General features: G+C 40.6%; 24 protein-coding genes and 1 pseudogene. 8 read left to right on the forward strand and 17 right to left on the reverse strand.

Annotation, left to right across the window (positions count from 1 at the left end):
• Positions 1 to 410 precede the first annotated feature (410 nt).
• Positions 411 to 797, forward strand: coding sequence for a VOC family protein (locus tag ACFE90_RS19495; protein ID WP_375503376.1), 387 nt, complete (start codon positions 411 to 413; stop codon positions 795 to 797).
• 161 nt (positions 798 to 958) lie between these two features.
• Here ACFE90_RS19495 and ACFE90_RS19500 read toward each other — a convergent pair whose 3' ends face one another.
• Entirely contained in the window at positions 959 to 1,438 is a 480-nt protein-coding gene (locus ACFE90_RS19500) for a hypothetical protein (RefSeq protein ID WP_375503378.1), read from the reverse strand.
• A 213-nt stretch (positions 1,439 to 1,651) separates the two neighbouring features.
• Between ACFE90_RS19500 and ACFE90_RS19505 the strand changes: the two genes are divergently transcribed.
• On the forward strand, positions 1,652 to 2,458 hold the full coding sequence (locus ACFE90_RS19505) for an Rpn family recombination-promoting nuclease/putative transposase (RefSeq protein WP_375503380.1): 807 nt from the start codon (positions 1,652 to 1,654) through the stop codon (positions 2,456 to 2,458).
• Between the two features lie 62 nt (positions 2,459 to 2,520).
• On the opposite strand, the gene ACFE90_RS19510 is transcribed toward ACFE90_RS19505, so the two are convergent.
• On the reverse strand, positions 2,521 to 3,597 hold the full coding sequence (locus ACFE90_RS19510) for a PIN/TRAM domain-containing protein (protein ID WP_375503382.1): 1,077 nt from the start codon (positions 3,595 to 3,597) through the stop codon (positions 2,521 to 2,523).
• Between the two features lie 391 nt (positions 3,598 to 3,988).
• Here ACFE90_RS19510 and hemW point away from each other — a divergent pair, with 391 nt between their 5' ends.
• Entirely contained in the window at positions 3,989 to 5,170 is a 1,182-nt protein-coding gene (hemW, locus tag ACFE90_RS19515; protein WP_375503384.1) for a radical SAM family heme chaperone HemW, read from the forward strand.
• 209 nt (positions 5,171 to 5,379) lie between these two features.
• Positions 5,380 to 6,267: a sugar phosphate nucleotidyltransferase gene (locus ACFE90_RS19520; protein ID WP_375503386.1), complete on the forward strand. Its 888-nt coding sequence runs from the start codon at positions 5,380 to 5,382 to the stop codon at positions 6,265 to 6,267.
• Between the two features lie 104 nt (positions 6,268 to 6,371).
• Here the strand turns inward: ACFE90_RS19520 and ACFE90_RS19525 are convergent, their stop codons facing one another.
• Positions 6,372 to 7,769, reverse strand: a complete 1,398-nt coding sequence (locus tag ACFE90_RS19525) for a hypothetical protein (protein ID WP_375503388.1) — start codon at positions 7,767 to 7,769, stop codon at positions 6,372 to 6,374.
• Between the two features lie 305 nt (positions 7,770 to 8,074).
• On the opposite strand from ACFE90_RS19525, the gene ACFE90_RS19530 reads away from it, so the two are divergent.
• Positions 8,075 to 9,199, forward strand: coding sequence for a class I SAM-dependent RNA methyltransferase (locus tag ACFE90_RS19530; RefSeq protein WP_375503390.1), 1,125 nt, complete (start codon positions 8,075 to 8,077; stop codon positions 9,197 to 9,199).
• A gap of 45 nt (positions 9,200 to 9,244) precedes the next feature.
• Here the strand turns inward: ACFE90_RS19530 and ACFE90_RS19535 are convergent, their stop codons facing one another.
• Positions 9,245 to 9,403, reverse strand: a complete 159-nt coding sequence (locus ACFE90_RS19535; protein ID WP_375503392.1) for a hypothetical protein — start codon at positions 9,401 to 9,403, stop codon at positions 9,245 to 9,247.
• Between the two features lie 138 nt (positions 9,404 to 9,541).
• Here ACFE90_RS19535 and ACFE90_RS19540 point away from each other — a divergent pair, with 138 nt between their 5' ends.
• Positions 9,542 to 9,808 carry a hypothetical protein gene (locus ACFE90_RS19540; RefSeq protein WP_375503394.1) on the forward strand — a complete coding sequence of 89 codons (267 nt, stop codon included), beginning with the start codon at positions 9,542 to 9,544 and terminating at the stop codon, positions 9,806 to 9,808.
• A 216-nt stretch (positions 9,809 to 10,024) separates the two neighbouring features.
• Here ACFE90_RS19540 and ACFE90_RS19545 read toward each other — a convergent pair whose 3' ends face one another.
• From ACFE90_RS19545 to ACFE90_RS19560, 4 genes and pseudogenes are all read right to left on the reverse strand, one after another.
• The gene (locus tag ACFE90_RS19545; protein ID WP_375503396.1) at positions 10,025 to 10,909 is read right to left on the reverse strand and encodes a hypothetical protein; all 885 of its coding nucleotides are present in this window, start codon (positions 10,907 to 10,909) and stop codon (positions 10,025 to 10,027) included.
• A 445-nt stretch (positions 10,910 to 11,354) separates the two neighbouring features.
• Positions 11,355 to 12,995, reverse strand: a complete 1,641-nt coding sequence (locus tag ACFE90_RS19550) for an AAA family ATPase (protein ID WP_375503398.1) — start codon at positions 12,993 to 12,995, stop codon at positions 11,355 to 11,357.
• 274 nt (positions 12,996 to 13,269) lie between these two features.
• Entirely contained in the window at positions 13,270 to 14,880 is a 1,611-nt protein-coding gene (locus ACFE90_RS19555; protein WP_375503400.1) for an NAD(P)/FAD-dependent oxidoreductase, read from the reverse strand.
• Between the two features lie 232 nt (positions 14,881 to 15,112).
• Positions 15,113 to 15,322 (reverse strand): annotated as a pseudogene (locus ACFE90_RS19560) (cation transporter); the annotation flags it as partial.
• A gap of 174 nt (positions 15,323 to 15,496) precedes the next feature.
• On the opposite strand from ACFE90_RS19560, the gene ACFE90_RS19565 reads away from it, so the two are divergent.
• Positions 15,497 to 15,850 (forward strand): hypothetical protein, encoded by a 354-nt coding sequence (locus ACFE90_RS19565; RefSeq protein ID WP_375503402.1) that lies wholly within the window; start codon positions 15,497 to 15,499, stop codon positions 15,848 to 15,850.
• Positions 15,851 to 16,494: 644 nt separating this feature from the next.
• Here ACFE90_RS19565 and ACFE90_RS19570 read toward each other — a convergent pair.
• The 4 genes from ACFE90_RS19570 to ACFE90_RS19585 form a co-directional block, all read right to left on the reverse strand.
• Complete coding sequence (locus ACFE90_RS19570) at positions 16,495 to 16,731, reverse strand: DUF4327 family protein (RefSeq protein ID WP_012407481.1); 237 nt, start codon at positions 16,729 to 16,731, stop codon at positions 16,495 to 16,497.
• Between the two features lie 225 nt (positions 16,732 to 16,956).
• Positions 16,957 to 17,148 carry a hypothetical protein gene (locus ACFE90_RS19575; RefSeq protein WP_375503404.1) on the reverse strand — a complete coding sequence of 64 codons (192 nt, stop codon included), beginning with the start codon at positions 17,146 to 17,148 and terminating at the stop codon, positions 16,957 to 16,959.
• Positions 17,149 to 17,770: 622 nt separating this feature from the next.
• Complete coding sequence (gene rbfA / locus ACFE90_RS19580; protein ID WP_375503406.1) at positions 17,771 to 18,190, reverse strand: 30S ribosome-binding factor RbfA; 420 nt, start codon at positions 18,188 to 18,190, stop codon at positions 17,771 to 17,773.
• 123 nt (positions 18,191 to 18,313) lie between these two features.
• Positions 18,314 to 18,520 carry a DUF751 family protein gene (locus ACFE90_RS19585; RefSeq protein WP_334878923.1) on the reverse strand — a complete coding sequence of 69 codons (207 nt, stop codon included), beginning with the start codon at positions 18,518 to 18,520 and terminating at the stop codon, positions 18,314 to 18,316.
• A 165-nt stretch (positions 18,521 to 18,685) separates the two neighbouring features.
• Between ACFE90_RS19585 and ACFE90_RS19590 the strand changes: the two genes are divergently transcribed.
• The gene (locus ACFE90_RS19590) at positions 18,686 to 19,543 is read left to right on the forward strand and encodes a DNA adenine methylase (protein ID WP_375503408.1); all 858 of its coding nucleotides are present in this window, start codon (positions 18,686 to 18,688) and stop codon (positions 19,541 to 19,543) included.
• Here the strand turns inward: ACFE90_RS19590 and ACFE90_RS19595 are convergent.
• From ACFE90_RS19595 to ACFE90_RS19615, 5 genes are all read right to left on the reverse strand, one after another.
• Positions 19,515 to 19,991, reverse strand: a complete 477-nt coding sequence (locus tag ACFE90_RS19595; protein ID WP_375503410.1) for a PD-(D/E)XK nuclease superfamily protein — start codon at positions 19,989 to 19,991, stop codon at positions 19,515 to 19,517. The two genes, ACFE90_RS19590 and ACFE90_RS19595, sit on opposite strands and share 29 nt — an antisense overlap.
• A 246-nt stretch (positions 19,992 to 20,237) precedes the next feature.
• The gene (locus tag ACFE90_RS19600; RefSeq protein ID WP_375503412.1) at positions 20,238 to 20,372 is read right to left on the reverse strand and encodes a hypothetical protein; all 135 of its coding nucleotides are present in this window, start codon (positions 20,370 to 20,372) and stop codon (positions 20,238 to 20,240) included.
• Between the two features lie 155 nt (positions 20,373 to 20,527).
• The gene (locus ACFE90_RS19605; protein ID WP_375503416.1) at positions 20,528 to 20,692 is read right to left on the reverse strand and encodes an addiction module protein; all 165 of its coding nucleotides are present in this window, start codon (positions 20,690 to 20,692) and stop codon (positions 20,528 to 20,530) included.
• Between the two features lie 170 nt (positions 20,693 to 20,862).
• Positions 20,863 to 22,083, reverse strand: a complete 1,221-nt coding sequence (locus ACFE90_RS19610) for a HetZ-related protein (RefSeq protein WP_375503414.1) — start codon at positions 22,081 to 22,083, stop codon at positions 20,863 to 20,865.
• A gap of 392 nt (positions 22,084 to 22,475) precedes the next feature.
• A complete protein-coding gene (locus tag ACFE90_RS19615; protein WP_375503418.1) occupies positions 22,476 to 23,135 on the reverse strand; it encodes an L-threonylcarbamoyladenylate synthase in 660 nt (219 codons plus the stop codon).
• Between the last annotated feature and the right edge of the window lie 36 nt (positions 23,136 to 23,171).

A 23,171-nucleotide genomic window follows, 5' to 3' on the forward strand; every position in this document is an offset into this window, starting at 1 on the left:
CCAAAATCAATGCGTGAATTACTTAAATAAACAAGCAAACTGGGGTTTGAGAAAGTAATATGTCTTTTTGCTTGCTGAATCTACCGAAATGAGAAAGCAAACTGGGGTTTGAGAAAGTAATATGTCTTTTTGCTTGCTGAATCTACTGAAATGAGAAAGCAAACTGGGGTTTGAGAAAGTAATCAAGCATTTTGAGAAAGCAATATGCCTTTTTGCTTATTGAATATGAAGTTTTGAGAAAGCAACAAGCCTTTTTGCTGATTAAATATGAATTTTAGTTAAATATGCGAAAGGTTAAACATCCGCCAAGACAAGTTGCTCAAGCAACTAGGCAAACTTCCGCCACAGTGTACTAGTAAAATTTTGCTAAAAGTGCTAAAGGTAAATGGTTGGTAGCTGGAGAAGTACACATGAAAACCACTGGTATTCATCATGTAGCTATTATTTGTTCTGACTACGATCGCTCCAAAAAATTTTATGTAGAAGTTTTAGGATTTCCGATTATTCAAGAAACTTTTCGCGCCGCCAGAAATTCTTATAAATTAGATTTAAAAGTTGGAGAAAATGCTCAAATCGAACTATTCTCTTTCCCAAATCCTCCAGAACGACCTAGTAAACCAGAGTCTTGTGGTTTAAGACATCTTGCTTTTAAAGTTGATGATGTTGAGGAAACTGTTTTTTATTTAAAATCAAAAGGGTTAGAGGTAGAAAATATCAGAATTGATGAAATCACAGGTAAGAAATTTACTTTTTTTAAAGACCCAGATAATTTACCATTAGAGATTTATGAGCATTAAACTTAGTGCTGACGGGCGAAGTTCTCATGATTATAGATAGTGAAGCGATCGCCAAGCGCGTAATTACGGCTTATTGCTGCACAAATTGGTATATTCATAACTCTTATAGAGGCGATCGTAAGATATATTTTTTATAGTCTCCCTCCATTTATGCGTCAAATTTACGGCATAAAATTTATCACGTTGTTTGGGGGACAGTAAATACTTCTACCAAAAGAATCGCCAGTTTCTGCATCCATTAGTTCCACAAGTTTAGCGTTATCAGTACATACACTTCTACCTCTAGACATTCTTAACTCACCTTGGACGAAACCAGTCACTATCCACACCATCCGGTTGTTAGAAATCGATGATTTGTACTCTCCCGTTTTGGCTGCAAATTCTTCGTACGTTGTAAGTTTTGCTTCTGTTATTTGCATCTTACTAGACTTTTTAAGAACACGTTCAATCGTAATTAAGCGACTTGTTGGGAGGCTATTATTTGCAGGGTATATTTGTACTCTTGAGTTAAATGGTATTGGTTGATTGACTTGCTTTTTTGTGTGTACTGGTTTAGCTGTAACTGTCTGCACGAGCAATAAAGTAATAGCACCAGCAAATACAAAAGCAGATAATGAAGTTATTGTAAAAATATTAACCATAGTGCAAATGCGCTTTATCATACTCAGAATGCTAACAACTCATAACACCAGTTTAGTTAATTTATAATTACGTTTACAAGTAAAAAATTACTTTCTTTAAAGCTCCAAATAATTTATCATTAAAGATTTATAAAAACTCTAATATTATAGATTTTTGTATTAAAGAATTTCGGATAAATAGCAAATGGGTGAGCTGTTTGGTAAAATTCTCAAATGTTTGACAATATCTGTAAATTTTTAGCTGAAAATTTCTCCAGCGATTTCGCCACTTGGTTATTAGGCGAACCTATTACTTTAACCGAACTCAGTCCAAAAGAATTATCTCTCGAACCCATTCGTGCTGATGCCCTAATTCTGCTACAGTCGGAGCAAAACATCTTACATTTGGAATTTCAAACCCAAGCTGATGCTGAAATTCCTTTTCGGATGATTGACTATCGATTGCGAGTATATCGCCGCTTTCCAGACAAAGCGATGCATCAAGTTGTGATTTATCTTAAGCAGACAAATTCAGAGTTGGTGCAACAAAATACATTTACAATTGCTGGGACAAGCCATGAATTTTCAGTTATCAGACTTTGGGAACAACCAACTGAAGTATTTCTGAGAACGGCTGGATTGTTACCCTTTGCAGTTTTGAGTAGTACAATTGATCGAGAAGCCGTGCTTAACCAAGTTGCACGGGACATTAATAGTATGACAGAATCAAGAAATCAAAGTAATATTGCTGCTTCCACAGCGATTTTAGCTGGTTTAGTATTAGATAAAGAGGTTATCAGACGAGTTTTGAGGTCAGATATTATGCGCGAGTCAGTGATTTATCAAGATATTTTAGACGAAGGCAAAGCTGAAGGCAAGGCTGAAGGCAAGGTTGAAGGCAAGGCTGAAGCTTTACTTGAAGTTGCAAGAAATCTATTTAATACTGGTATGCCATTAGAGGTGATTGGCAGAGTCACAGGGTTATCAATTGAACAGTTACAGTATTTGCAGGTAAGTGAGTCTAGTGAGTCTAATCAATAAATAATCGGTGCAGGTTGACTGCACCGATTAGTAAGTGGACTCGAATTAAACATCCCATTGTTTCACGCTAATGCTGAAGCTTGGGGTTTGGCAAAAATCATTCTTCCTGCGGTGGTTTGCAAAGCACTGGTGACTACTACTCGCAGTTCACCACCTACATAATTGCTACCTTCTTCAACGACTACCATTGTGCCATCATCTAGGTAGCCAATGCCTTGACTGGGTTCTTTGCCTTCCTTGAGAATTTTCAAATCAAGGTTGTCGCCTGGTAAATAACTGGGACGGACGGCGTTTACTAAATCATTTACATTTAAAACAGGTACTTTCTGGACGCTAGCGACTTTAGACAAGTTGTAGTCGTTGGTTAGCAATGTACCGCTAATTTCTTGGGCAAAGCGCACCAACTTGGCATCGACTGTGGGAATATCTTCGTAGTCAATTGTATTAATCACGATGCGATCAGGATATTCTTCTTTAATGCGGTTGAGAATTTCTAGTCCTCGTCTTCCCCGCACGCGTTTTTGGTCTTTACTAGCATCCGCTACTTGTTGAAGTTCTTGCAAGACAAACTGCGGTACAAGAATTTGCCCTTCCAAAAACCCTGTTTCTAGTAACGCTTCAATGCGACCATCGATAATGCAGCTGGTGTCTAAAACTTTAGTATTAGCGGGTTTTAGCGTTCCTTCCACTACCATTGATTCGACGGTGTTAGGATTAATAAACCGCAGTAAGCCTCGCCCGTGGGTATCTGCCAAATTCATGCCAGTGACGGAGAGGATAATACTACCGACAACTGCCACCAGTGGCTTAATAAATCCAAAATCTGCCGGGATGGGTAGCAAAAATAGTGGGGCTAGCATCAGGTTAGCTAGCAATAGCCCAATCACTAAGCCGATCGCACGAGTTAAAATCACTTCCAGAGGCATTTCTTTGATTTGTGATTCTAGGCGACGATATGTCGTCTGAAAACTCAGCCCGATCGCACCACCAATAATAGCGGCAAAGACGGCAACAATTAAGCGTAAAGCTTCAACATTTGTTACCTGATCTAATGTGCCATTGGGCAGTAGTTCAATGCTGTAGAACCCTATTCCCGACGCTGCCAGAATAAATGAGAAAATAATAATGGCGTCAAGCATGGTTGTCTTGTTTTCCTGCAACTGTGGTAACCGATAAAGTTAAGTATTTTTTATTTCATCGGTAAGATAAACTCATCAATATTGACTTACACTAAGGGTTTAGTAGCGCAATATCTGCAATTATTATAACCAAAGGTTTTTATATTCATATTTTTCATTGTTTCGTTGTAAAACGACAAAAACTTGTAAAAAAACTACTTATTTTGTAAGAATTCAGAATTCAGAATTCAGAAAACTTTGATACTCAAACTTACTGGAGTTTAATAAAATCAAGAAGTTATTGCACGCTTGATTTTACAATTCTTCTGGCTTTTGGCTCCTGACTCCTGAATTCTTACCTCATTTTCATTGTCTCTAATTCGCAGTTGGCTTAACTTAATCTTTTCTCAAAATGAGTCAAAAATTTAGTATTTCTGGAATTGCGAGTTCTGCGTATGTGCATATTCCCTTTTGCAGACGGCGGTGTTTTTATTGTGATTTCCCGGTGTCTGTTGTGGGCGATCGCTTGCGGGGCGAAACATCTGGTACTATCTCCCAATATGTTGAGGTGCTATGTCAAGAAATTGCCATTACACCAGCATTGGGTCAACCCCTGAAGACAATTTTCTTCGGCGGTGGTACTCCTTCGCTGCTATCAGTAGAGCAGTTACAACGGATAGTAACAGAACTAGAGAAGCATTTTGGTATTGCGTCTGGGGCAGAAATTTCTATGGAAATTGACCCAGCCACCTTTGATTTAGCCCATATAGCAGGCTATCGCAATGTCGGCGTGAACCGGGTAAGTTTAGGTGTACAAGCCTTTCAAGAAGAATTATTGCAGAGGGCGGGGCGATCGCACTCAGTTGAAGATATTTTTGCAGCTGTGGAACTAATCCACCAAGTCGAGATTCCCGAATTTAGCTTAGACTTAATTTCTGGGTTGCCGCATCAGTCTTTGGATCAATGGCAAGATTCCCTAGAGAAAGGAGTAGCGCTTGTACCCACTCACATTTCTATCTACGATCTTACCATCGAACCAGGTACAGCCTTTGGTCGTTACTACAAACCTGGCGATATTCCTTTGCCTACGGATGAAGCCACAGTCAAAATGTACCGGATGGGGCAGCAAGTTTTGACTAGTGCAGGTTATGAGCATTATGAAATTTCTAATTATGCTCAACCTGGTCATCAGTGTCGGCATAATCGAGTTTATTGGGAAAACCGCCCTTACTATGGCTTTGGTATGGGTGCGGCGAGTTATGTTGAGGGGAAGCGCTTCACTCGTCCCCGTAAAACTAAGGAGTATTATCAGTGGGTGCAAGCTGGCGGTGTAATTGATTGTGATGTGACCCCCTCAAAAGAAGTATTGTTAGAAACGTTAATGTTGGGGTTACGTTTGGCAGAGGGTTTGAGTTTAACCACGTTGGCGCAGGCGTTTGGCGAAGAGAAGGTAGAGGAAATTTGCAGGTGTTTGCGATCGCACTTTCAGAAAGGTTGGGTAGAAGTTGCAGGGGGAAGGTTGCGTTTGATTGATCCCCAAGGGTTTTTGTTTTCTAATGTGGTGTTAGCGGAGTTGTTTGAGAAGTTGGGGTGACCAAGAGGCAGGGGAGCAGGGAGCAGGGGGCAAGGGGGCAGGGGAGAAAGATACGCTCATTCCAAAAGCTTTCATGGTTTCAAGCCCCTAAATTTATTTATGGGGTTTTCCCCTGCTCCCTGCCCCTTTTCCTTTTCTTTGACGAACCATACGGTTCGGATAAGCAGGGGAGGTAGGGGAGATTTTAAGCTGATGAGGATTGAGGATTGATGCAGAAAAATAAAGTTAGAAAAGCTGTGATTCCGGTAGCTGGTTTTGGGACTCGGTTGTTTCCAGCTACTAAAGTTGTGAAAAAAGAACTTTTTCCGATTATTGATCGAGATGGTAGGGCAAAACCTGTAATTTTAGCAATTATTGAAGAGGCAATTAGTGCTGGAATTACAGAAGTGGGGATTGTGGTACAGCCGGATGATAAAGAAATATTTGAAGATTTTTTGAAAAAACCACCTAAAAAAGAACTTTTAGATAAACTTTCACCGCTAAATCAAGAATATAGCCGATATCTCGAAGATTTAGGAAGTAGAATTACCATATTATTGCAAGAGGAGCAATTAGGCTATGGTCATGCGGTATTTTGTGCCAAAGATTGGGTGCAAGATGAGCCGTTTTTGCTAATGTTGGGCGACCACATTTATGCATCTGATATTGACAAATCTTGTGCTAGTCAACTTTTAAATGTTTATGAACAAGTTAATCAAAGCGTTGTTAGCTTAACTACAACGCCAGCAGAAAATCTTCATACATCTGGATGTGTAACAGGAGTTTGGCAAGAGTTAAACTCGATTCTAGAAGTTACACAACTTTATGAAAAACCTACCATTGAGTATGCACAACAACATTTGCGTGTACAGGGAATGGCAGAAAATGAGTTTTTATGTATATTTGGTTTGTATTTACTAACGCCAAATATTTTTGATTTTTTAGCAGAACACATCAACCAAAATTTCCGAGAACGAGGCGAATTTCAGTTAACATCTTGTCTTGATAGATTACGTCATGAAGAGGGAATGACAGGATACGTTATTAAAGGCAAGTGTTTTGATACAGGTTTGCCAGATACTTATCGTCAGACAATGATTGATTTTAGAAAATTATAGAGTAATCTCAGTTCAATTCGTTTGCCTGGGAGCATCTCACTTTTCCTTCCTTCCTTTATTCCTTGGAAGTCTCTTGTGTGAAGTTGAAAATTAAGCTAAATCAATCACAAAACTACCTCAAAACTAGCGGTAGTTAGAGCAGGAAAGGAGCTAGCACCCAATTGTGCAAATTTACCACCGGAATTTATATCAGCAAAATCATCTGCCGAACCATTAGGGTTATAAAAGAGACTACCATTTGCGCTATTATAAACAATCACTGCACTACTACTTGCTGCAAAAGTATCGTTCGTCACTGTGGCAAAGTCTGCGGAATTTAATTCAGTTGGGAAGACTGAGTTACTTAGAGCGGTAAAGGTAGATTTAGATAGTTGGATCTTGTCTTGCTTAGGATTGAAGTCACCAATAATATCAACTCCGAGTTCCTTAATATCAAACTTTGATCCTGTTGCAAATGCAAACTTATCTGAACCAGCGCCTCCTTTTAAAAAGTCGTCTCCACTATCTCCCTGTAGGTAATCGTTGCCTTTATTCCCGATCAGAATATCTTTTCCACTACTGCCAAAAAGAATATCATCACCCTTGCCCCCCAGAAGGTTGTCGTCACCACTACCCCCATCTATTCTGTCTCTACCATCTCCACCAACAAGGATGTCAGAACCGGCCCCCCCATCAATGTAATGGTTGCCAATAACACCAGAAAGCGAAATACTATCATTACCGTCCCCAGCAAAAATAACCTTATCGCCAGCCAAAAAATTCCCCCAGCTAAAGGTATCGTCTCCATTTGTCGTAACAACATCAGTACTTATGACATTTCTGGCTCGAGCAACTGCCTCTTTTATGGCATCAGCAAAATTCTCACTTTTAGAACCAAGAGTCAGTACACCACCTCGACCAAGCTGGGTAACTAGTGTCTCGTAATCGACTGCAACATCACTCGTAGTTAGAAAAATTGGAATAATATTATTTGCTTCTAGTGCAGTTTTTACTTGTCCAATCTCTGGATAATCTTCATTAGGATCAATTACACCATCTCCATTATTGGCAATAGTATCATTTGGGCTAACTGCTGCACGATCGCCAGCAACGTGATAAATACTATCGGTGGCTATTATAACAATACGAAATGAACCGACTCTGTAACCGAGACTGCCACCGCTATCTAAAGCTGCGTACAAGAGTGCGTCTAATTGTGATTCGGAGCTATCATTGCCACCAAAAGCTTCAAGGTCAAAGATTTTGTCTTTGACTGTTGTGACATTATTTGTTAAAGCAACTTCTGGTTTATATACATAGTCAGCATAACCCCCAAGAGGCGCTATTGGCTTATCCTTAAAGGAGGCAATACCAAATTTCAGGTCATCACCAAAGATACTTGCTAACGTCGGGTTGGTTAAACGATTTACCGTCGCAGGAAGTACGGCTTTTACCCGGCCCAAATCCTTATCTGCTGACGATGTTAAGTCTTTTAGCAGAACAATATCAGATACTAAAGCCATTGTTTATCCCTCTGACTATTTTAATTAATGGGTTGTATTGCAAAGTGCCTAAGCACTATTTCAGCTTGATGTTATCAGGGTTAATTGGATTTAAGATAGTACTGAAAATGAAGAAATAATAATCTCTTTCCACAAAAATTTGCTGTGTCCTTACTCCGGCTTGATTTGCTTTGTCTGGGGCAAGTGATGCTGAGTTACTTAAAAGGTTATAATCGCAGACTTAACGAGAGAGAATGTCACAAGATATGAGTTAAGCTAAAGTGCGTCAATGGGTCAGCAGTGAAGACAATGCTTTGGATTAGAGGATGAATCAGTATTTTGCAACGGTTGCTCGTGGATTAGAAACCCTCGCGGCTCAGGAGTTAGAGCAACTGGGTGCTCATTCAGTGGAGCCTGGGTTTTGCGGTGTAGCCTTTGAGGGCGATCGCACCCTACTTTATCGCGTCAACCTCTGGGCTAGGCTGCCGTTCCGAATCTTGGTGAATATCTATGAGTTTAAATGCCTTGATGCTAAGGATCTCTATCGCGGCATCCAGAGTATCGATTGGCAAAATTATTTAACGCCAGACATGACTTTGGCAGTGAATACTACAGGTAAAAACGATCGCCTCAACCACACCCACTTCACATCTCTCCAGATCAAAAATGCGATCGTTGACCAGCAAAAAGAAAATCTGGGCGAACGTTCAAATGTAGAGCTTCATGAACCAGATGTGCGAATCAATGTTCATATTGAACGTGATAGTTGTACCGTTAAACTCGACAGTTCTGGAAATAGTCTGCATCGCCGAGGCTACCGTCCTGCGGTTGGAGCAGCCCCCCTAAAGGAATCTTTAGCTGCTGCCTTGATTCAACTTTCGGGCTGGCAACCAGACCAGATGTTTTATGACCCTCTCTGTGGATCTGGCACTTTACCTCTCGAAGCTAGCTTAAAGGCACTTAATATCGCACCAGGGTTGTTTCGTGAATCCTTTGGATTTGAAAATTGGCTCGATTTTGATTTATCCCTTTTAGAAAAGCTGCTGCAAGAAGCTAAGGATAGCCAACTGGATACCCTACCCGCACCTATTTGGGGAAGCGATCGCGATGAAAATATAATCGAGCAAGCGATTAACAATGCTCAAAACTGCGGCGTTGATAACCATGTATGGTTTTCTCAAATGGAGCTTGCTGATGTTGTCGCCCCCGCAGACAGTGGGATTTTATTCTGCAATCCACCTTATGGCGAACGGCTGGGGCGAGATAGTGATTTAGGGGCGTTCTATAAACTCTTGGGCGATGTACTCAAACAACGCTTCAAAGGCTGGACTGCGTTTGTGCTGAGTGGCAACAAGGAACTGTCTCAATCGATTGGACTAAAATCATCCCAGCGAATTGCGGTGTATAACGGAACGCTGCCCTGTCAGTTAATGAAATATGAGCTGTACTAAGTACAGCATTTCATTAATTTGTAGCGAATTAAATTTGGCAATACCTTACAATGCCAATGCATCCCAATACAATGTTAATGCGTCCCTCTGCAATGCCAATGCATCCCGATGCAATGTTAATGCATCCCCCTGCAATGCCAATGCATTCCAATACAATGCCAATGCATTCCAATACAATGCCAATGCATCCCGATGCAATGCCAATGCGTTCCCCTACATTAAAATGAAACTATCTGTCAGTCTATATTCTGGCAGTTAGTATCACAACTTTTGAAATAAGTGGCAGTATAATCAGTGACTGACAATCTGCAATTTATTTATCGTTAAAAGGCAAGGCTATTTATGTCAGACCAATTCACCTTTACTGTTACCAATAAAACTGAATTGGCAATTACAGAGTTGTGGGTATCTGTAGATAATGAAGAGTGGGCTTCGTTTAACTTAGGTGAGTCAGGGATTCCATCAGGTGAAACAGCAACAATTGCTTGGGCTGAATATACGAATGGTTCGCCCTGTGAATGGTACATCTCTGCTGTATTTGAAGATGAATCAGAAAGTGAGTCAGCCCTATTTAACTTTTGTAAAGAACCAGATTTAACAATCAGATAAATTCCCCACTGCGATCGCCACCGGAAAGGGCGTGTACGCCATCGCACTTGATAGATGATTGCATATCGACTTCAGACATAAAAACAAAAGCCCTACCTCGAAAGCATTTAGGTGGGGCTTGATATTAGAATTGACATGACTATTTCGCGATCGCCTTTGTGAAATTGACAATCTAGCTACTTGAGTAAACAAATAAAGCTGGCTTTGTGATTTGGTCTAATTTGTCGGGCTGAAACAGGTTTCGTCCTTGCTTATCAGACAAAGCTGTTTCTGACCTATATCGGTTTTGAATTTCACCTGATAAGTTTCGTTTTCGGCAGGCAAAGTTTTCGTGTAGTTATTCGCTCTGTCGCAGGAAAAGTCACGAGTGAAAGATGCTGGAGACCAATTAATTGTCATCGTACTGCCGCTCAGACTGACTTTTCCTTTTCGAGATTGGAAAATTTGCTGGTTGCAGCTGCCGCTCATTACGTTCATTATTCCCGTAAATTCGACCGTTCCGTTCGGCATAAATTGATAAGTGAAACGCGAACCGTTCGATCCGATATATGCGCCACTTGTGCTTACAGCACTGTTTCCGGTATGCGTCCAAACCCATTTTCCAACTAGCGACGAAATCTCTCCAACGCTACCAGATGAATCATCAGCATTATTTGAAGCGGTTTCGCCTGCGTGTGCGCTATCGTAAACAGACAGCAAAAGTTTAGCTTCCGCATCATTCGGTAAATTTCGCAATTGCCCTACATATTCTCCGTTAAATGCCTGCCGAATCCGGCTTTGTTCCTCTTCATTCTTAGCAAGAGCTTGTGTATAATTGGAAATTAAATTGTCAATGCTTTTTCTGGTTCCATCTGGGTCTTTGCGAAACTCATTTAATTTTATTGACTGATATTCATTGCGCTGTTCGCTAGTGAATTTAGCTGAAAATGCCCATTTGTAAAAAGCGATAACTTTATCAATATCCGATTTGTTAAGAGATTCTTTTTGAGCCGTTACTAAAACTTTACTTACAGCAGCTTGGGCAGAAATATTTATAGTCGATCCGTCCATCAAAACGATAGATAAAAATAAGATGGAAAAATATTTGAATTTGTTCATCATTACTGTAATTCTGTTGCCATGAAATTAATTTTCCCAGCGAGTGGGAAGGGAGTATGCAAGCTCACACCTGTAAGTGTGTGACGCACTCGTTAGGTTGCCATTAAATTAATTGTAAACGTTCAGGGGGTACAAATAAGAATAAAAACACCCAAGGCTAAATAATTCGTATTACGTTCGCAAGCTGCCAGAACTTATAAATAGTTAAATCAAGCTATTATAAATGCACTTAATGTAGTGACTAAAAAAGACATTAGGGCTTGTCCAATATAGAAGTCATGCTTCTTTGTAAAATCAGGAATATCTACTGTTTTTATCTGCTTAACTGCGATCACAGACTGATAACCTTAACGGACTAAATACCTAATTTTATCTGTGTTCCATTTTTCCGACTTAATAACTCACGCGATTACAGTGATTTTTATACTATGCGATCGCTCTCAACGACTTATACTTTAGCGATTGCATTAACAGTCACTAATAGCTTATTACTTAAATCGCCAAGTAACGACCTAAAAAATGATAATGTGTTGCTATCATCGATTATCAACTTTCTAACCGCACTTTCATATTTCTGACGATCCTGAAAACCAAGAGATTCTGAAATCTTAGCTAAAACTTCCGTTTCTCTTACAGGATAGCGAGATATCAAGGAGTTATAATCCTTCTCTTGGACAGATTTTTCAAAAATTACTTTTTCTTTAAGTAATTCGCTTTTTAAATCGATTTCAATACTAAATTTATCCTGATTTATAATATCTTTGTGCGTGGGTAATGCTGCGATAATTTTACTGCGAATTCTCTTTTCACTTAAGCGAGATGACAATCTATCTTTATGTTTAGAAATATTAGGAATAATAGACAATAGAGCTTTATCAATTAAATCCACTGGATTTTCTCCAGTAGTATTCGCAACTCTGTGTGCAATCTTGTTTATAATTTCTACATGATAGTAAAGTGACTCAACAGAGTAGCAAGACAAAGCAAATATTCCTTTTTCAATTAGCTTCTGAATTTGTTCTTGAGTACGATCATCTACATCAATTAACCCAAATGCATTTATCCAGTGAAGCTCCTCAGTTCTTTTTATACCCTCAACAGCCCTCTCAACATTTACACAATTGCCTTGAGGTATTACTGACACATCTGGATATATCAACTGATAAATTTGCCTATCTAGACTCTCATGCTCGCCTTCTATGAATAATATATTCCTCTTTGCACCGAGAATATCCTTTTTTATTTCTTGGGAAATGTTTTCTGATGCGGTTATTAGATCAGCGTCCCAACCAGTTATAGTCTTTCCTGACCAAGTACTTCCTCTTACCATTAGTACACTAGAACTCGGATTATCCAAGGGGAGAAATACATCGTGGGTTGATATGACAAAGGCGCAGTCCGCACGTTTTTGAAAAAGTGATGATAATAATGGGGAAACGATAGAACGATGCAAATGCCTCTCAGGTTCGTCAATAATAATTAGTAATCCAGATTTTGCCGTCAATACATCAGTAGCGATTAAAAGCGCATTCCTTTCTCCGTCAGATAGCTCCGCGATACTGTAGTGGTCATTGCCATTCTTCGTCGCAAAAAGCTGATCGTCTTGTCCTAGATTAATCTTAACTGGAATATTTGCAGTAGCTAATAATTCATTAATGGTCTTTATGGGAGCTTCATTGCATGATAGTGCTTTGGCCGTATCAATATCTTTGTTATCAACAGCTGTAGCGATATTTCTTGCTCTAATATTTTCAGAATCAATCAAATCAAAGATCGACAAAGTTGATCTTTGTTCATAGTAGTCATCTATCCATCTTGATTGAATATTTGCATCCGAACTCATCATATTGACTTCAATCTGTTTTTTTGACGCTGCGGTTATTTCCATTGCGTTAGATCTGAACCATGTTTTTCGATGCGCTAATATTCTCTTACTCTTATTTCTATTTTGGGTATGCAAGTGCTGCATAAGGCTAGATTTGCCTACACCATTCGCACCTACTACAAAAACAACTTTACCTTCCTTTAAGGGGATATTTACAGGCTCTGATGTGGTTGAATTGAAACTAAATAAAAATTGTTCATTCATCAATCAACTTCCATATCTATGTATATAAAAAGTTTCTTTTAAATTGAGGGCTATAAACAGATTTACTTTGTGTCACCTCCCATATTGCTAGTTTAGCCAGACAAGTTCAGCTTAATATGACAACTATAAGCGAGAACGCCCAAAAAAATAAAAATGCCTTGATCGCTTCGATCTCTCGTAGCCTTTTAACAGTCAATCGCTCTCAACTCAAAATCGGATACTGAGACTGCGTAGTTTACCACCGTAGGCATCGCATTCACTATTTCAGATTTTACTAATTGCAATTCTTCAAAATACTTAAAGCCACCGCCTCCGCCACTTTAATCCCATCGATACCTGCTGAGAGAATTCCCCCTGCGTATCCCGCGCCTTCACCAGCCGGATAAAGACCGACTGTATTTAAACTCTGATAATCTTCTTTACGTTTAATCCGAATTGGTGATGATGTGCGGGTTTCCACCCCAGTCAACACGGCATCGTCCATCGCAAAACCTTTAATTTGTTTGTCGAAAGCGGGAAGTGCTTCACGGATGGCGGCGATCGCATAATCTGGTAAACTCTGGCTCAAATCACCCAAATGTACCCCTGGTGTATAAGACGGCTTAACTATGCCGAATGCTGTAGAGGGACGATGGTTAAGAAAGTCTCCCACCAACTGCCCTGGCGCTTCATAAGTTCCACCACCCAATTCAAAAGCTCGTTCTTCCAAGCGCCGTTGGAAGTCAATTCCCGCCAAGGCATTTCCCGGATAATCTTCGGGGGTGATGCCCACAACGATCGCACTATTGGCATTGCGCTCATTGCGAGAGTATTGGCTCATCCCATTAGTGACGACTCGCCCCGGTTCAGATGCGGCTGCAACTACCAAGCCCCCCGGACACATACAAAAACTATAGACGGAACGACCATTTTGACAGTGGTGAACCAGTTTGTAATCGGCAGCACCTAAAAGCTTATGACCCGCCTGAGCGCCGAAACGGCATTGGTCAATGAGATACTGGGGATGTTCGATGCGAAAGCCGATGGAAAAAGGTTTAGGCTCTATGTAAACTCCACGATCAAATAGCATTTGGAAGGTATCGCGGGCGCTATGACCTACTGCGAGAACGACATAATCGCTGGCGATATATTCCCCATTAGCGAGGGTGACTCCCCGCACCTGTCCATTTTCGATGTTGATATCTTCCACCCGACTTTGAAAGCGAATTTCGCCGCCGAGAGATTCGATTTTGGCACGCATACTTTGGACGATTCCCACCAGTTTGAAAGTGCCGATATGCGGTTTGTTGATATAAAGAATTTCTGGTGAGGCTCCTGCATTCACGAGTTCGGTTAGTACCTTGCGCCCATAATGCTGAGGATCTTTAACTTGACTGTAAAGTTTGCCATCGGAGAATGTACCCGCACCACCTTCGCCAAACTGGACATTGGATTCTGGGTTGAAGTCTGATTTTTTCTTCCAAAAGTTAAAGGTATCAACGGTGCGATCGCGAACTTGTTTCCCCCGTTCTAAAATGATTGGACGGAACCCCATTTGCGCAAGCATTAACCCTGCAAACAAGCCGCTAGGCCCTGTACCAATGATGATGGGGCGAATTGCCAAATTGCTAGGTGCTTGTGCCACTGGGCGATAACTCATGTCTGGCGTGGCAATCACATGGGGATCTTTTTTCAGGCGCTTGAGTAGATGAGTTTCCTGAGTCGTTTCTACATCCAGAATATAGACAAGGCTGATCTCTCCTTTCTTACGGGCATCGTAGCTACGCTTGAAGATGGAATAGCTGATCAAATCTTCGTCCGTGATTTGCAGCTTTTTGAGGATGGCAGTCTTGATCTCATCTTCAGGATGATCAAGCGGGAGCTTTACTTCTGTCAGTCGTAACATAGCGAGGAGAAATGCATACTGTCTATCAAAATATTAATCCAGGAATTACGTCCGGTTCTAATTGGGAGGGGCGAGAGATGATACTCCCCCTCGACCTAACTCAATACCCTCTAAGGGCTAAAGTTTATGTATGGTTGGGAATTAATATGATTATTTTGATCCTTCTTACCCTTTGAGGTAGTAAAAGCAAGAAAAATTGACAAAACCTATTATAAAACCTTAACTTGTCAGGAATCGGTTCACCACCACCTTTGAGAATTTGCTCGATTGCTCCTTGCAGAATTTCAAAACAGACTATCCCTAAAAATGAGGCAATTCCTAAAGCTCCTACAGCTTCAAACTTGCTGTGTCCATAAGGATGCTGGCGATCGGGTTGTGGAGAAGAAAATTTACTTGCAATTAATCCCAAAACGTTATCCGCGCTATCTGTCACACTATCCATTCGGCAACCAAAGCAAAACCAAGAAAAGTCCGATTATACAAATCTCTCTGACGACGATGCCAGCGCTAAGGCTGGGGCGCATCCTCGAAAAATTGGGGTTCGCCACCGTCGCTCTCGGCGGCTTCGTCTATTTTTCCGGTAATATTAGTACTTATCAAGAAGTTTTAAGAAAAAATGTCTTCAATTCCTCTAACCTTGAACCTAATTGAAGGTTCTGTCTCCTTCAGTTTTTCACCCCAAGCAGCACGAGAATTAAAAGCAGCAACAGATCAATTGATGGAGCGTCTGAAAGCTGTCGCCGCTAAACCCACTCCTGGCGGTGGTAAAGTAACTCCCCAGCCTCCCCTGGAATATCGTTATACAGATGAAGTATTTTTAGAAATTTTCTGTAATCCTAATATCTGGCCAACACCCTTCGCAGCCAAAGTTTTGCTGACTGTCCGCAACGTCAATATCCGCTTGACTACTGAAGCTGAACTTACTCGCATCATTGAAGACATTAATAATTACTTAGAGCAAGTAGGATAATAGTTCATGTGATTTTTCTGTACTTTTCGAGATTAAAAAAAATGCTATACAAATTTTGGATTTTGCGAAAATTGAGCCAGTTGCTTGTGGAGTTTCTCTCTATTGTCGCAACTAGTAACGGTTAGCCCGACTTAGCAAACTTTTCCAAACGGATTTTGGCTTTGAACAGCAAGCAGACTATCGTTTACTTTAGGCAAGCGATGCAATGAATTACGAGTCCAAAGTGAAGTTCCTACATTTACCTATTAGATAAATATAGGAGCGTCACAGAATCTACCTAATAGACTCAAGCTGTAGCACCAGATATACACAATAAATGGTTTTGATGCCTTCTTTAACTTGAAAATTTGTATAAATTCAGACTGCAATGCTTCTAGTACAGGTCAGCGGAAATAAACCTACCATTTCATTACAGCCAGAAAGCCTAAAATTAAAGCTTTTTAACTTTTGACTTCCCCAAAGGGGCTGACTTCCGCCTTGCAGTACTAGATTAATGAAAAACGCAAGATTCTAGCAAGATTCTATATGGGGCAATGCTCATCAAAAACCAGAGATTATCCCCCAGATTGGGCGTCGAATAGTTGATGGTGATATTCACATATCGAAAATGAAGCCCCAACCCCAAATTTGAAATCAAACATTGATTAGTCGTTGTCCCACTGTTCACGACCAATTAGGTCGCCAATGCGATCGCGTAACAAAAAGTCACATTTCTCTAATTCACATTCAACGCAAACCCACTCTCTGGCTGGAATGTATTGGCAGAGGGTATATATTGGCTGTTGTCGGCTAATCATTCCCTTTTGCACTAGTCGGCGTGCTTCGTCTTGAATCAGATCGAGAGAGTAGTAATTGATAGAAGGCACCGTATTCACACTCATGTTTTTTACTCACAAATTAACACTTACGATAGTGTTCCCGTTAATAATTAGGAACAAAGATTACAGAAATTAGACTTGTGGCTAGGATTTTGTAGTTTGCTATACGGAACTATTTTTATTTTGACGCTACATCTCCTGAAATTATCTCAAGATATGTTAAGAAAGTCAACGAATCCTGACATTTATTGAAAATCCGCTTTACAAAAAAAATTCCGAGTAGTTAACTTAACCTGCTATGGCGGCTATATGGTTTTTATGCAACAAGTCTGAAAGTCTTGCCATTACTGTATTTAGGCAAGATTTGGCGGTAGTCCAGAGGTTCAGGGCGCGACGCCTATAGCGTTCGTTTAGCGTCTCGTAGAGAAGCGTTAGCGAGTCTTCTCCCAAGGGGAGACGCCAAAGGCGAACGAGCGTCATAGCCCGCCGCAGGCATCGCTTACATATCAAATAATCACCTTAAAGCCGGATTTAGAACTGCTGGTATTTATCTAAGGGTAAACAACACAAGAATATTTGTCAGATATTAGGGTATAAAGTGTTGCAAAACATAACGGCTAAAATAACCTACGAAGGCTTTTACCTCAGCATCTGTTAACAATTTCTTAAATAGAGCCGTAATTCCTTGGTTAATTTAAGCACTAAATTTACACAGTTTTCTTTGGATAAACATCTGTAGAAGGGTGGAGTAGAGGACTTCCAATTGAAGGGGCAGGAGGCAGAGGAGGAAAGAGAGTTATTGTTCAGTAATTCTTCTCTCCCTCTGCTTCCCCAGCAGCCCCGGGGTGTGTTAAGCCCATTTCATAAAGAGCCAGCCTCAAACAACAAAATACTTAACCTAACGGTATTGGGGGTAGAGCGAAAAAGGAATAGTAGAGTAGCGACAAAAGCCAAGGCAAGCAAAAAACGTATATATGCAACTACCGATCCCTGAAATAGATTATGGTCATATTAAAACAGACGCGATTTGGTCACGTCTGTAAATTGTTTGGCGGATTTGCTGAGATTAATTGTTCTGAAGTTACATTGTTATTTCAGTTACTCATTCATCAGATGATTCATCATCTTGATCGGTGCTGTCTTCTACTGCTACCAGATTTTCTGGGGGACGCTGATGGTTAAGTTGATTTAGTAGTGCCAGTACTTTATTACCGCGTTCTATGGAGCGATCTTCAAGAAACAGCACCTCTGGTGTACGACGTAGCCGTACCCGCGCCCCAAGTTCACTGCGGACGTAACCTGTGGCCGACTTTAAGCCTGCCATCGTTTCTGCTTTAGCTTCATCTGTACCATAGATACTGACGTAGATTTTGGCGTGTTGGAGATCGCCGGAAACATCAACATCAGTAACACTTACCATTCCTGTACCTACACGGTCATCCTTGATGCCGTTGAGCAGCATTTGGCTAATTTCCCGTTTGATCAATTCAGCAACGCGGGAAACCTGGCGATTTGTAGCCATAAAAATTTCGCCTCCTCACAGAGGTTGTACAACAAAAATACATGTAAGTTAAGTAGACAGTACTTAGCGCAAGCAACGCCAAAAGCAACCGTCTGTGGGGCACAGCCCCGATATAGCGCTAGTCTAGATTGTACTCAAGCCCAGCATTGCCCGTAGGGTGAGAGTAAGGAAGACTAGGCTGCTCACAAAGAAACCCAAGATAGCAATCAAGGTAACTGGGCGTTTCAACAATGGCACTAACGGCGCAAAGGTGTTCAGAAACAGTCCTAAGACGATACTAATTAAGTACCGGGGGTAGCGAAAGACGTTATCCCAAAATCCGTCAAACATCTGAATGTAAACTGCCTTGTTATATACTTACGTTTGTTTTGATATGCTTTATCTACTCAATTGTAATCTATGCAGCTGGAAAATTAGCGAGCTAATATAAAATATACTTCGTCGGTTATATTGGCTTTATTTAGTTACGATTATTTTCAGTTAAATCGCAAGTAAATGGTAATTCAAATCCCCAAGGAAACTAGCCCGCGTCCATTTTTGAAGTGGGCAGGGGGGAAAAGTCGGTTGATACAGCAATATATTCCTTATTTTCCTAAAAGTTATAAAAATTACTATGAGCCATTCCTGGGTGGTGGTGCTGTTTTTTTCTATCTCCAACCAACCACAGCAGTTTTAACTGATATTAATGTCGAATTAATTAACACTTATTGTTGTGTTAGAGATCATGTTGAGGAATTAATTTCTCTATTGAAAGAGCATAAAATCCGGCATGATAAAGATTATTACTATAGTATACGAAACCACTTTGGTGGAACTGACATAGAAAAAGCTGCTCGTCTAATTTATCTTAATAAGACTTGTTTTAATGGTCTTTATCGAGTCAACTCACAGGGAAAATTCAATGTCCCATTAGGCAGATATGAAAATCCCAATATTTGTTCTGAAGTTTTACTAAAAGCAGCCTCAGAAGCGCTTTATCATGCAGAAATTAAACAAGCAAATTTTACAGAAGTCTTAAATCATGCAAATAGCAGTGATGACTTTGTATTTTTTGACCCGCCCTACCATCCTATCAGCGAAACTAGCTATTTTACTGCTTATAGCCAAAATTGTTTTAGTAAAAAAGACCAAGAAGTTTTGAGAGATACTTGTGCAGAGTTAGCAAGTCGTGGTGTCAAAGTTATGGTATGTAATTCTGATAGCGAATTTATTCAAAAAATTTATACTGATATTAATTTTGAAACCTACAAAATCCAAGCAGCCAGATCAATTAACTCAAATATAAAAAATAGAGGCATGATTTACGAATTACTAATTACATCTTTTAAAGATTTTTATTTGCCCAAGCAATGAATCTGTCTAAACTATAAACTGCTAATAAATTATGGTTATCATTAACTCTTGCTTTCAGCCATTTGCTTGCTCCTTCTCGCATACCTTCACCACCTAAAATCACGATAGTTGGTGCAGGGTAATAGTTCTGGATGTTCATGTTCAAGTAAGGAAACTTTTCATCAACCGAACCCGGGCTTTCTTGCCATTTGCACTCGAAAATTAAACCAGATGGTATTGCAGGTGAGCCGATAACATAAAAATCAACTTTCAGATCGGTATGATAAATTCCAGTTCCAATATAAATTTCTTTTCCATAACGCTTTGGCAATAAAGCAGCATTTAAAATAAATTCTTTTGGCACATAGTTCCCGACTTGGAAATAATTATACCCAGTCAAAATTGCTTCTACATTTCTTTCTAAAATATTCCCAGCCTTATTTGCCCGTCCGCCTTGAGTCAGAGCCATCCTAAATCCCTCTGCCAAACGTCCTGCTTATTATAGGATTTCACAAAAGCAGTAAAAAAGTGTCAGTTGCTTAAGATGAATTTTTGATTTTGACTAAACAAGGTTGGATTAATAGGTAAAAAATCTGAGCTATTTGGTACTTTTGTACTAAACAAATACAAATGTATTAATAATTTGGATCGGCAAGCAGTTACTAATTGAGATAATAGTTAAAAGAATATACTTTTTCATTGTCTCAACAACCAACTATTGCAAGGGACTACAGCATTCTTCTGGGTCTTGAGAACAGTGGAAAACAGCGTAGAGAATAATCTCCTGTTCATTAAACTCGTAAAAACGAGTAGGGAAAAGCCCTAACTGTAGCGCGGCGATAGGTTTCATGAACAATCTGGTATGTGCTGGGGTGACGCTGAATTAAATTCAGGCAGGCATTACTATAACGTAGGAACTCAGCGCCTAACCCAAATTAGCGCCCCTCGTACCAGTCATAAGCTTCAATAATGTCTAGTTCTGCGGCTATAAGGATAGTTAAGTTTCTAGCCATGCCGTTGAGAGATTCTGGCTTTTACATCTTCCCAACTGCTACCAATGGCTGGGTTTTGTTGATATTCGGCTTTGCGACGGGCTAGCTCTTGTTTGTGCCAATCTAAAACTGGGAGTGCTGGTGTAGCGGCAATCTCATCCCATAAATTTTCTACCAGTTAAAGTTTTTCCGCTCTCGAAAGATTAAAGAGTTCGGGAAATACTGGGTTCATGGTCTTCTATGATTTTATTCACCTTTATTATTACACCCCGAAACCGCCATATCTATAACAACATTTCTAATAACTGGAAATTAGCTTGGATGAATTTTAGTTATTTCACCTTAGCTTTAGCCTGTCTGTGCTTCAGTATGACCGTTGCGAATAGACCATGCTAGTTCTAAAAGTTGAGTCCAGCGCTTTTGTAACTGTTTGGGGGTGCATTTGATGGCTTTAGCGATCGCCTGATCGTTTTGTCGTGCAGTTTTTAACTGTAATATTTGCTGTTGCTGTTCTGTTAGTTGATTCACAAAGATTTCCCACTGCTGGGAAGATAAACCCAATTTTTGCTCTAAACCCGCACCTAACCATTGATGTACTAATTGCCAATGGTGTTGTTTGGCAAATTTTTCTACGTGGTATTTAAAGCGTTGTTGGAGATAATCGCGCTGACGGCTGGTTAAACCGAGAATTTGGTCAATTTCTGGGGCTGAGAGGTCTTGAAGTTTCAAGCTGAGGTAGTTCATACAGTCCGATTGTCCTTGAGAATCCAGGTATTTCATCAATTCAGTGATGACGCGATCGCGTTCTGATTCTTCTGATGGATCGAAATTAGTTTGGGCAATCATTTGCGATCGCAGCTGCTGCACCGCCGAGTTACGCTGGTAAGATTCCGCTTCTTCACCTTTAGCAGACTCTACCGCCATTTCAATATCCACGGTAGTTTCTTGCGGCTGACGACGAGCAAAGCCTTGGGCCCGCAAGATAATCAATTGCTGATTTGCACCACCAGGTAAATTGATCCGGCGTTTAGCATACTGTTCTGTAAAAGCCATGTATTCAGCTAATTGCAGCTGAGTACGCGGCGTGTGATCATTAGGTAGTTCGTTTTCTCTGCGGAAAGCTTTGATAGCTTCGATATAAAATGCTTGTAAAAAATCTTCAATCAGGCTGTAACGAGCCTCAAAACCCAACTCAGAGCCGGATATAGTTACATGGCGGTAAACCATAGCACCCAAATTGCTATGTAATTCCACCCGCCCTTGTTTTGAACCTAGTTGGTAGTAACGTAAGCACTTGTGCATCCGATGCCTTCCCAACGTAATCTGCCAGGATTTGATTTCCCCAGATGTTTGGATACGGGAGCTTTTATCGCAAATGCGTTCTACTTCTACGGCTATGCGGTTTGCTAAAGCTTCTACGCACCTGGGTGCTGCTTTCACTTGCGCTTGCATTTCCTGACACAGCAATTCAATCAAGGTTTCGCTGCTGCTGTCTGAAAATTCTTCAGTCGAAAGGTGATTATCAAAAATGGGTGTAGAGTTTGGTAGATTAACGACGTTAGATTTCATGACTTTTCCAGTAGTATTGCACCGTAATTACAACGCAGACACAGCAATCAAGGCCAGCCTTGGCTTACGAATCTTTAGGCATTCATCCATCAAGGCTTGCCGCATGTAATGCTCACATCTAAAGCTCATATATAAAACTGTAGGAAATACGAGAGAGTTACGGTTATGGAAATGTGTCGGTTTTTTTACAAGCCACCACATTGATGCTGGGACACAAGTACCCGCCATTTTCTCAAAGTTGTCAAATCCCTTGCTGTACCAAGTGTTGCCACCATCCTGTTATTGCATCTGTGCCCATCGTAGATATCGCCTTAAAATATGACAATTTAAAAACTGGAGTCGCTTTTATCACAATTTCCGAAACAAAGAGGTGCGCCTGTGAAGTGTAATTTTTATACCCATGCTGCTGCTGCTTCCCAACCTAAACCCCTCCGTATAATTGCTGCTTCGTCTCCGGTCATATCCAAGATGGTAGATACTTCATAAGTAGGTTCTTCGCCAGTATCTACAATTATGTCTACCAACTTGTCCAAACGATCAAATAGCTCTACCCGCGACTGAACAGTTTCTGGATCTATCCGAATCATGCCATTATCTGCTTCATCTGGTGGTAGATGTGCTGAAGTTGAAATAATCGGATTGCCCAAGGCTGCCAGCAGTTCCAAACACACACTATGGTTTGGTACTCTAATTCCAGTAGTTTTCCGCTTGGGGCTTTGCACCAATCGCGGTACTAATTTAGTTGCTGGGAGCAAAAACGTGTATGGTCCTGGAATCAGACGTTTCATAATCCGATAGGCTGTGTCACTTACGAAGGCATAAGTTGCCACATTTGAAAGCGAGGGACATAAAAATGTCAGTGGTTTATCATTTGCTAGCTGTTTAATTTGCCGCACTCGTTCTACCGCCGACTTGGCATTCAAATCACAACCGATCGCATAGACTGTATCAGTAGGGTAAAGCATGACTGCGCCACTAGAAAGCGCCGACTTTATTTCCTCTATTCGGCGAACTTGAGGATTATCCGGATGAACTGAGAAAATTTTTGCCATAACAGGGGGAGTAGGGAGTGGGTAGTGGGAGCAGGG

Origin of the sequence: uncultured Nostoc sp. (assembly GCF_964245445.1) — a bacterium.
Classification (GTDB): domain Bacteria; phylum Cyanobacteriota; class Cyanobacteriia; order Cyanobacteriales; family Nostocaceae; genus Nostoc.